At 39.4% G+C, this 10393-nt stretch carries 7 protein-coding genes; 1 reads left to right on the forward strand and 6 read right to left on the reverse strand.

Translation table 11 applies throughout. The annotated features are described in order from the left end of the window. Nucleotides 1-566 precede the first annotated feature (566 nt). From VXK47_RS05555 to VXK47_RS05580, 6 genes are all read right to left on the reverse strand, one after another. Complete coding sequence (locus tag VXK47_RS05555) at nucleotides 567-1919, reverse strand: phosphomannomutase/phosphoglucomutase (protein ID WP_435547782.1); 1353 nt, start codon at nucleotides 1917-1919, stop codon at nucleotides 567-569. Between the two features lie 174 nt (nucleotides 1920-2093). Further along, the gene (locus tag VXK47_RS05560) at nucleotides 2094-3527 is read right to left on the reverse strand and encodes an RtcB family protein (protein ID WP_435547783.1); all 1434 of its coding nucleotides are present in this window, start codon (nucleotides 3525-3527) and stop codon (nucleotides 2094-2096) included. Nucleotides 3528-3533: 6 nt separating this feature from the next. Next, the gene (locus VXK47_RS05565; RefSeq protein ID WP_435547784.1) at nucleotides 3534-3950 is read right to left on the reverse strand and encodes an archease; all 417 of its coding nucleotides are present in this window, start codon (nucleotides 3948-3950) and stop codon (nucleotides 3534-3536) included. Continuing rightward, a complete protein-coding gene (locus VXK47_RS05570; RefSeq protein ID WP_435547785.1) occupies nucleotides 3947-5875 on the reverse strand; it encodes a molybdopterin biosynthesis protein in 1929 nt (642 codons plus the stop codon). Before VXK47_RS05570 ends, VXK47_RS05565 begins: the two co-directional genes overlap by 4 nt. Nucleotides 5876-6166: 291 nt before the next feature. Continuing rightward, entirely contained in the window at nucleotides 6167-6955 is a 789-nt protein-coding gene (locus tag VXK47_RS05575) for a class I SAM-dependent methyltransferase (RefSeq protein WP_435547786.1), read from the reverse strand. Between the two features lie 161 nt (nucleotides 6956-7116). Beyond that, nucleotides 7117-8682, reverse strand: a complete 1566-nt coding sequence (locus VXK47_RS05580; RefSeq protein WP_435547787.1) for a DEAD/DEAH box helicase — start codon at nucleotides 8680-8682, stop codon at nucleotides 7117-7119. 204 nt (nucleotides 8683-8886) lie between these two features. Here VXK47_RS05580 and VXK47_RS05585 point away from each other — a divergent pair, with 204 nt between their 5' ends. Beyond that, on the forward strand, nucleotides 8887-10113 hold the full coding sequence (locus VXK47_RS05585) for a molybdopterin molybdotransferase MoeA (RefSeq protein ID WP_435547788.1): 1227 nt from the start codon (nucleotides 8887-8889) through the stop codon (nucleotides 10111-10113). Nucleotides 10114-10393: the final 280 nt, after the last annotated feature.

A 10393-nucleotide genomic window follows, 5' to 3' on the forward strand; every position in this document is an offset into this window, starting at 1 on the left:
AGAACAAAACCGATGGAGATCGTAGCCGGGGAGAACGCCTGCTATACTCTCCTGGCATTTATCTGTCTTAAAATGGAGTTACACTGGAAATCAAACCCTATCGGAAAAGTGCGTGAGAATCTGCCATTCTTTCAAAAACCGGCTGATAAAAATTTTACACAAAAAACTTGACAGTACCCGGTGATGTTGTCATTTCGTAAGTTTACCATAAAGTTATAGAAATAAAATTACAACTTCAAACAATAATTAAACGGCCAAGGCTTGTTCAACAACTTAAGTCTTTGGGTAAAATATCTCTTTTTAACTACCTATAATGATTTGAATTTAATTATACTTAATATATTATTCAATTGACAAGATTTTAAAAAAATATACTTTTATCTTTCCAGATAACATACTCCTTAACAATGTATCCGGAAAGAGGAGATAATATGCTTTTTGGCCATTCCCAAATAATTGTCGGGCATCCATGATTTAAGTCAGTTATAAATTGGATTCCCGCCCGGAAACATCGCTGGAATGACAGGCTTGGGAGTTTTACAATTGGCTCTATAGTTCAGCAACAATCAGATCTGTTCACGTATTTTCGCAAGTGTTGATTCAACCAGATCTTTTATTTCCAGAAGTCTTTTGTCAGATGTTGCTTCAAATCTCAGTACAAGAGCAGGTTGCGTGTTGGATGCGCGCACAAGACCCCAGCCGTCTTCAAAAAGAACACGCACCCCGTCGATATCTATAACATTATTTAACTTTCTGAAATGTTCGGTTACTTTTTTTACAAGTATAAATTTCTTGTCATCAGGGCAATCAACTCTTATTTCGGGTGTTGTATATGTTTTTGGAATATCCGATAAAAGCCCGGAAACTTTTTTTCCGGTTTTTGAGACAATTTCAAGAAGTCTGCATGATGCATATACCGCATCATCAAAGCCGAAATAACGGTCTGCAAAAAACATATGCCCGCTCATTTCTCCGGCAAGCTCCGCTTTTTCTTCCTTCATTTTTTTCTTTATCAGAGAATGCCCTGTTTTCCACATGATTGCATTACCACCATGCTTTGTTATATCATCATACATGGTTTTCGAGCACTTGACTTCTGATATGAAAGTCGCACCGGGTTTTCTTGAAAGAATTTCTCTTGAAAAAATAATCATAAGCTGATCGCCGAATATAATATTACCCTTCTCGTCAACAACTCCTAAACGGTCGCCATCTCCGTCATAGCCTATTCCAAGATCAAGTTGTTTTTCCTTAACAAGTGCTATCAGATCTTTCATGTTCTTTAATACTGTCGGGTCGGCTTCATGATTTGGAAAAGTTCCGTCCATATCGCAGTAAAGATCATGAACCTCGCAGCCAAGGTTTTTTAATACGGGAACAGCAACTACTCCTGCTGTGCCGTTTCCGGCATCAATACCGATCTTAAGACTTTTGGATATGGATATATTGTTTTGGACAAAATCCTTATAAGGTGAAAGCACATCAAAATATGAAAGCAAACCGGCACCTGAAATGAAAGATTTTTTATTAATTATATCAAGCACATCAAGAAGTTGTTTTCCATGAAGGGAGTCGGAATCAATACAAACTTTAAAACCATTATATTCCGACGGATTATGACTTGCCGTCACCATTACGGCGCCTTGCTGTTTTAAATGAAAAATTGAAAAATATAAAACAGGCGTGGGACAAACTCCAATATCTGTTACATTACAGCCGGTTGAAAGCAGCCCTTCAATAAGTTTTTCCGAATAGCTGTCTGATGTGATTCTGCAATCCCGCCCCACTGTGAGATTTGATTTACCATGTTCAAGAAGATAGGTTCCGATCCCTTTTCCTATCAACACCACATCTTCTTCATTAATATCCTTATCTGTTATTCCCCTCATATCATATTCTCTGAAAATCTCCGGATTCACCGCACAAGTCCTTTCTTATAGTCCCAAAATTATACAAAATATTCCAACTGCGAAACAATATGGTGAAAAATAATGCAGCCTGCCTTTCTTTACTACATATAAAAGAAATTTAAGAGCAAAATAACTGACATGCAGGATGCAATGATGCCGGTTATTCTACCTCTTGTATCATTATTAACCTTTTAAAACAGCCATTGGTTTTAGTTTTGCAACCTTTCTTGCAATACCTGCTCCATGCACAACATTCACCACTTCGGAAATATTTTTGTATGCTTCCGGCATTTCCTCTCCAAGAGTGGACCTTCCGGTCCATCTTACAAATATTCCTTTGTCTTCCAGCTCACGCGCAATAGATCTGCCCTTGCTTTTTTTCAAAGCTGCTGTTCTGCTTAAAACCCGCCCTGCCCCATGACAGGTTGACCCGAAAGTATCTTTCATGGCGTTTTCGGTTCCAACAAGAACATAAGAAGCTCTTCCCATATCACCGGGAACAAGTACCGGCTGGCCGACAGCCCTGTATTTTTCACAAACGGATTCATGGCCGGCAGGAAAAGCTCTTGTGGCGCCTTTTCTGTGAACACATAAAACTCTTTTTTTTCCGTCAACTACATGAGTTTCTTTTTTTGCAATATTATGGCAGACATCATAGACTAGATTCATCCCAAGATCTCTTGGTCCTATCTGAAGAACATGCATTAAGACTTCACGCGCTTTATGCATAAGAATCTGCCTGTTAGCCCAGGCATAATTGGCGGCACATGCCATCGCATTAAAATAGCGCATTCCTTCAGACGATTGAATCATGGCACAGGCAAGCTGCCTGTCCGGAATTTCAAAGCCGATCTTTTTAATATTTTTTGCCATGTGTGCAAGAAAATCATCGCAAACCTGATATCCCAGCCCTCTTGATCCTGAATGAAGCATTACGGTAACCTGGCCTTCAAAAAGACCGAATACACGCGCTACATCTGAATCATAGATTTTATCAACCAATCCGATTTCAAGAAAATGATTACCTGAACCAAGAGTGCCAAGCTGCTTTAACCCGCGCTCAAGCGCTTTATCGCTTAACGTATCAGGATCAGCGTTTGACATACATCCATAATCTTCCGTATGCTCTATATCGGACTCATAAGCCATGCCATGGCGCAAAGCCCATTTACTGCCTTCTTTTAATACTTTTTTTTCTTCGGAATAAGCCAGTTTTATATTGCCTGTAGACCCAACACCCGAAGGAATATTTTGATAAAGCGAGTTAACGATATCTTCAAGTTTGTTTTTCACATCTTTTTCAGTAAGCGATGTGCCTGCAAGACGTACTCCGCAGTTTATATCATAGCCTACTCCTCCCGGAGATATGACTCCGTTTTCCCAGTCAAATGCGGCAACACCTCCTATAGGGAAACCATAACCCCAGTGGATATCGGGCATTGCAAGGGATGCTTTTATTATTCCGGGAAGAGTGGCAACATTTGCAACCTGCTTTACGGCTTCTTCCTGCTTTATACTTTCAATCATGGAATCTCCGGCATATATAATACCGGGAACGCGCATCTGCCCCGTTTTAACAACTTCCCACCTGTAATCGTCTATTTTTCTTAATTCCATAGTATTCTACACATCAAATATAATTTTTGCCTTCCATTTTTCACCGGCTTGTTCAACCATAATCTGGTGGTAAGTAACTGCCTTAATATCGTTTTTTATTATATGGCGGGTAGGAAGAAAGGGTTCATATCTGATATTTGCGGTTAAGGCATATTCTGCAAGGGAAACGATTTTTGCACTCTTAATAATCATATCTTTTCCAGTAAAGAGATACAAAAGCTCTCTGAGCCAATTTACCATAAGATCAGGCCAGTCCTGACCTGATACAGTAATGGAAGTTTCCGGTAAAGGACGCAGATTACCCGTATCTACAGTTAAAAGGTCAGACAATGCCCAGGCTGCGTTTTCGAAAAGATCTTTAAGACTTGAACCAAACACCTCAATTCCAAGATCGGCGGTATGATCTATTGTTTTATATTTCATAACAAGATGTTGCCGGTTTCCTTTGTGCTGTAACCGCCTAATGCTTCGACACGCTTTTTAAAATCCGTGCTGTTTATAGTATCAAGAACAATCTGAATATTTTTGGTTTCAAAATAAACTTCCGGGATAACAAGATCGTATTGTTCCGTTACAACCGGTATGAAATCAAGGCCAAGAGCCTTAGCTGCTGCAAATATACCAAGACCTACATCAACCGCACCGCTTAAAACTGCAACTGCAACAGACATATGGGTAAACTCCTCATTGTTATACCCGGTTATCTGCTTCGGATTAATTCCTGTCTGATTTAACCTGTAATCAAGAAGAATCCTTGTGCCTGAACCGCCCTGCCTGTTTATAAAGGATATGTCATCGCGGGCAAGATCTTTAATACCTTTTATGTTTTTCGGATTTCCTTTTGCCACAATAAGTCCCTGATCTCTGTAAACAAGATGGACAAGCTTTACTTTAATATCGGGAAGATATTTTTTAATATATGATATATTATAAGAACCGTTTGCTGTATCAAGAAGATGTGATCCTGCAATATGGCACACCCTGTTTTTTATCGCCATAAGACCACCCATGCTGCCCACATGGCTTGATGAAAGAGTTAAACTGTTTTCTCCTGCTTTTATGCTGTCCGATAAAATATCAAGTGAATTATCATGGCTTCCGACAACCACGATCGTGTTATCTATTGAGGACAGAGGGCGGATAAGCTCTGCAGTGACAGGTTCCTGCGCGTTTATTCCCTCAACATGGTTCGGTATGCGTATAATTCCGTCTGCTTCTGTAATTGTGGTTATACATCCGGCTCCTCTTGGAAGAGCTGTTGCTATAATTCTTTCACCTACCCTTCCAAGCTTTACACGTAAAAATTCTTCCAAACCAAGCTTTGATGTAATTTTCTTTGCCGGTATAACCTGAATCTTTTGTCTTTCTTTCTCAGGTTGTCCCAGCATTTTACAAATTATGGGTTGTACTAATTGTTCAAAGGCAACAATTGCAGATACGGGATAACCTGGAATTCCAAAAACAGGCTTGTTTTTGACTTTACCAATTACAACAGGTTTCCCCGGCATCATGGTAACTCCGTGAACAAAAACCTCGCCGATATCTGCAATAACTTTTTTTGCATAATCTTCAGATCCGGCTGATGATCCCCCGATAATAAGCACTAAATCACAATCGCTATTTACTGCATTAAGTAGAGCTTGTTTTATCTTGTCGGTATCATCTATGATTTTATCGTATTTTTCATAATTACCACCGAAAGATTCTGTAAGTTTGCCGAGAACAAAAGAATTTGTTTCATAAATCTTTCCCGGTTTAAGTTCATCAGTATTTGCATTTTTCCAGTCAACAAGTTCTGATCCGGTTGGAATTATGATTACCTTCGGTTTTTTTCTTACCAAAACTGAAAATATACCGCCTGAAAGAAGTGCGCCGACACAGTATGGGGTTATAACATGATTCTGGGCAAACAGCATTTCGGTTGCAACTATATCTTCACCCATTTTTCTTACATGCTGCCAGGGTACGGCAGGTGCTTCGATTTCAACCCTGCTTTCATCAATAACATTTACATATTCTATCATAATCACTGAGTTTGTATCTTTCGGTAGCACATGGCCGGTGTTAAGAAAAAAAACATCCTTGTTTACTACAAGCTTTTTCGGATTTGTCTCGCTTGCACCAAAGGTATCTTCCGCCTTAACTGCTATGCCATCCATTGCGGCAGCATGAAAGTTGGGTGAAGAAATTTTTGCAAAAACCGGCTTTGCAAGTATCCTGCCCACAGCATCAGGAACCGGAACCTCTTCTCCTGAAAGTCTTTCAAGATGTGAAAACCTTGCAAATAAAATCTCTCTTGCTTCGTTGAGAGTCATCATTTTTAAATATATATTACGGCTGTTACTCATCTAATAATTATCTCCAGGCGGTTATTATATACCAATTGTCATAAATCCGTTCGGATTGGGTATGGGTGCGTATGCTATCCGCAGGAATAAAATCTGCCCATAACCATTTGTTACAAAAACGTTTTTCATATTATTTTTATGAGCAAGCATTGCGGTTTCACGGGCAAACTCAAAAAAACCGTTGGTTCCGTATAGGTATAGGAAATACTTTTGCACTTTCCCTTTATAGCCGACGCTACAACACATCTGTGGTTACAAAGATTACATTTTACTTTTTTATCATTAAGTTGTTCATAAAGAAGGGCTTCCATGAATCGATCCTCCGAGTACCGGTTTTCCGGCAATTGCGCTGCCTGTCTGGCTTGCCGAATATTTAATCGCAAGAGGTTTTGTTCTAAACCGCGGAATCAGAGTAACAACAATTCCGACGAACGGGCTGAAAGGGTATTTTATTGTAAAATCAGCTTTATCAAATTTGTTGGCAATTATGCATGATCTGAAAGGAAACTCGCAGACTGTATTCCAGGATATCGGAACATCTCCCAAAAGCTCCTTTAGTATCTTTTTAATTTCCCAGACATTAAAAAACTTTGCATGACTGTATAATGTTTCAGAAAAATGTTTCTTTATACGGATGCTAAAAGCATTAATCGAATAACTGTTAAGAATCCCGATAAATATCTTATCTTTTGCTACCCTGCAGGCTTCTTCCAGCGCCATTTTAGGATCATCGGTAAATTCCAGCGAAGTAAAAAAAGAAGCATAATTAAAGGAATTATCATCAAAGGGGAGATTTTCGGCAAAACACATACGAAGTTCCGCCCGGTTTGCAAGTCTTTTTATAGCACAATCCAGCATATACTTTGAAGGGTCGACGCCTGTTACGGAAAGCCCCATTTCGAGATAAGGAACAAGACTTTCACCGGTTCCGCAACCTATATCAAGGATAGTCTCACCTTTTGAAGGTTGAAGCATATCCGTCATAAGCTTTTTTTCAAGAGCCAAAACAGATCTGTTATGTGGCTTTTCAAACCATTTACTGTATTCTATGGTATCTTTAAGATTAAAAACATACCCCATAGCGATTATTATCCATAGCAAGACTTGAAGTTCTTTATTCTGAGTTCGATCTGTGCTCTGCCATCCAATATCTGATATTTACGAGCCAATTGAAAAACGCCCCATTTTGGCCGATCTTTTGCGTTGGACTTGACCAAACTGAAACGTTTTGAAACTGGCTCTTATGTTTCTTTTTTAGCTTCTTTGCCTTCAACTGTTCCAACAGCTTTCGGACGACTTTTTCTTCTGTATCTATGCTTTTTTTTAGGCTTAACAGTCTGCGGCAATTCATCTTCTTTAACTGCATCTTTAATTGCACCTATACCTGCTTCTATGCCTGTTTCTATAACTGCCACATCTTTTTGTTCAGACACAGGAGGAGTAAATCCGAAAAAGGTTCCCGGGAAATAATTTTTTTTAGTTTTTTCTTTAGGCTTTATAGGTTGTATACTTTTTGTCCTTGCAACTTCTTTTACCGGCCGCCGTTTCTTTTTCTCTTCATACCTCTTTTTGGGGAAAACTGACTTGCATTTATCTTCAATATACCAGTCGTCCTCCGCCCACTCCACCGGAATCTTATAGCCGATTTTATTTTCTATATTTTCCAGATTCAGCACAAACTCATCACATGATAAGCATATGGCGCTTCCCTCTTTTCCGGCTCTGGCGGTTCGGCCTATCCTGTGAACATATATTTCTCCGTCATTAGGAAGATCATAATTGATAACATGAGAAATATCTTCCACATGTATACCTCGTGAAGCAACATCGGTTGCAACGAGAATCTTTATATTTCCTTTTTTATACCTTTCCATGAGGCTGAAGCGTTTACTCTGAGGCAAATCTCCGGTTATTCCTTCTGCAGGATATCCGTTTCCTTTAAGCTTTCCGGTCAGCCGTTCCACGCTTGACTTTGTGTTTGCAAAAATGAGAACCCTTGACCATTTTTCACGCTTGAGCAATCCCAAAAGAAGAGACAGCTTGCTTTCTTTGGATACATGATAAAGAATCTGGTTTATACCTTCCACGACCACATCTTCCGGAGTAACCGATATAAATTCCGGCAGATTCATGTATTCGTATGTTAATTCCATAACCCTGTGTGATAGAGTTGCGGAAAAAAGCATGGACTGTCTTTTTGAGTAATTCGGAAGTTTTTGCAGAATATATCGCATATCTTTTGAAAAACCCAGATCGAGAAGGCGATCTGCTTCATCAATTACGATTATCTTAATGCCTTCGGTTTTAAAAACACCCTGCTTGAAATAATCAATAATTCTGCCCGGTGTACATATTACAACATCGACACCTTTTCTGAGCATATCGGCCTGCTTCTGATAGTCAATACCTCCTATCACCTGCATAAGTGTTAATCCGGTATGCCTGAAAAGAACCTCAGCCTCTTCATGTATTTGCTGAGCCAGTTCTCTTGTTGGAGCTACGATAAGAGCAGACGGCAAACGGGGTACTCTGTTTTCCAATGAAAGAATACGCGATGCAATAGTTGTAAGAAAGGCCGCTGTTTTTCCCGTACCCGTCTGAGCCTGTCCGGCAACATCTTGTCCTGCAAGTGATAATGGAAGCGCCCTGGCCTGTATGGGAGTACAAAGGGTAAAACCGGCATCCTTTAAGCCCATTAATACTTCAGGTGGTATTTTGAACTCATCAAAACGGGTGTCCGTAAGAAAGTTTGGTTTTTCAGCACGTTTTGGAACCAAAGATTCCAAAAGCTCATCCTCATCCGGCATTATGTTCCTCGGTTTATTGTTAAGTATTTAAAAAAGGTTGTTTTAATTTAACGAATTATACACCTTTACCAATTTATTACAAGTTTTTGATCACAGCAATCTATTCTTTTGACATTTTATAAAGCCATCTATACTATTCACAAATCAATTCTAATTAAATCAATTTAAAACAACAAATACTATAAGTTAAAAACTGGGATTCTGATGAAAGATTTTTTTAAAGTTATCGATCCGGACAAAGTTCTTGAATATGTTTCCCTTTTTCAAAGTGTTGAAACCGAAGAAATTTTACTTGAAGACACACAATGTCGGATTCTTGCCGAAAATATCATTGCAGATTCTGATCTTCCCCCGTTTCCTCGTTCCACTATGGACGGTTACGCTGTTTGCGCATCCTCCACATTTGGAGCATCAGATGAAAATCCGGCATATATCAATATAGCGGGACAGATAGCAATGGGGAAATCACCTTTCTTTACAGTCAAGGATGGGGAAGCAGCCAGAATATCAACCGGAGGAATGCTTCCTGATGGTGCTGACAGTGTTATTATGATTGAACATACCGAAGTTCTGGATGAACAAACGATAGAAATCTATAAAAGCATTGCACCAGGGCATAATGTCATTGAAAAAGGAGAGGATTTTCTCAAAGGAAGTATTATTCTTCCAAAAGGCAGAAAAATAAGACCACAGGAGACAGGTCTTCTTGCAGCATTCGGAAAAGAAAAAGTAAAAGTCTATAAAAAACCGGTAATCAGTATAATTTCAACCGGAGACGAGGTCGTGCCGGTTTCACAAATTCCTGTTTCAGGGCAAATAAGAGATATAAATTCATATACTCTTTCAAACCAGGTTAAGGAAGCCGGGGGTATTCCTTTAACATTCGGAATTGTAAAAGATAATTATAAAAACCTTTATGATATTTGCAGCAATGCTCTTTTGCGCTCCGATATGGTTTTGATCTCAGGAGGAAGTTCGGTTGGAGTCCGCGATTTTACAATTGAAGTTTTATCCGATCTTCCCGATTCCGAAATAATTGTTCATGGCATTTCTATCAGTCCGGGCAAACCTACAATTCTTGCAAGATCAGGCAAAAAGGCAGTATGGGGTATTCCCGGACATGTGGTTTCGGCTATGGTTGTTTTTACAGCAGTGGTTAAACCTTTTATCGAAAAGATAAGCGGCAATACTTCTGCAAATATAATCCCGGCAATTTCTGCTAAACTGACAAGAAACATTGCTTCGGCCCAGGGAAGAACTGATTATGTAAGGGTCCGCTTAATTGAAAAAGACGGCGTTGTGCTTGCAGAACCTGTTTTAGGAAAATCCGGGCTGATAAATACTATGATTAGAGCTGACGGGCTGATAAAAATAGGGAAAAACACGGAAGGACTTTTAAAGGATACAATGGTTGATGTAATAATTCAGTAATTTTATTCTTCGCTGATTCAAAAACAGATTTATATCGATTTTTGTTTTGTTTATATTTGGTCGCCAGCGTTAATTATTGACATAAAAGCCCTTTTACAATATATCCCTCAAGCATCCATAACCACTTGTGTTTTAATATATGCCGCATCGCACATTTGTGTGGGTGACCCCAAGATGTTGTGGTTGACCTCTTGTTTTTTTATACGCAGCGGTTTATGAGTAATATGCCAAGGATGAATCCGGAGGCCGCCGGAGAGACCCTCGAATATCTCGGAGGCGG

This window comes from Desulfobacterium sp. N47 (assembly GCF_051233685.1).
Lineage (GTDB): Bacteria > Desulfobacterota > Desulfobacteria > Desulfobacterales > RPRI01 > RPRI01.

Excerpts from the sequence above, each read along its gene's own strand:
- VXK47_RS05585 (WP_435547788.1), top strand. The coding sequence starts at position 8,887 with ATGAAAGATTTTTTTAAAGTTATCGATCCGGACAAAGTTCTTGAATAT.
- VXK47_RS05570 (WP_435547785.1), bottom strand. The coding sequence starts at position 5,875 with ATGAGTAACAGCCGTAATATATATTTAAAAATGATGACTCTCAACGAA.
- VXK47_RS05565 (WP_435547784.1), bottom strand. The coding sequence starts at position 3,950 with ATGAAATATAAAACAATAGATCATACCGCCGATCTTGGAATTGAGGTG.
- VXK47_RS05580 (WP_435547787.1), bottom strand. The coding sequence starts at position 8,682 with ATGCCGGATGAGGATGAGCTTTTGGAATCTTTGGTTCCAAAACGTGCT.
- VXK47_RS05575 (WP_435547786.1), bottom strand. The coding sequence starts at position 6,955 with ATGGGGTATGTTTTTAATCTTAAAGATACCATAGAATACAGTAAATGG.
- VXK47_RS05560 (WP_435547783.1), bottom strand. The coding sequence starts at position 3,527 with ATGGAATTAAGAAAAATAGACGATTACAGGTGGGAAGTTGTTAAAACG.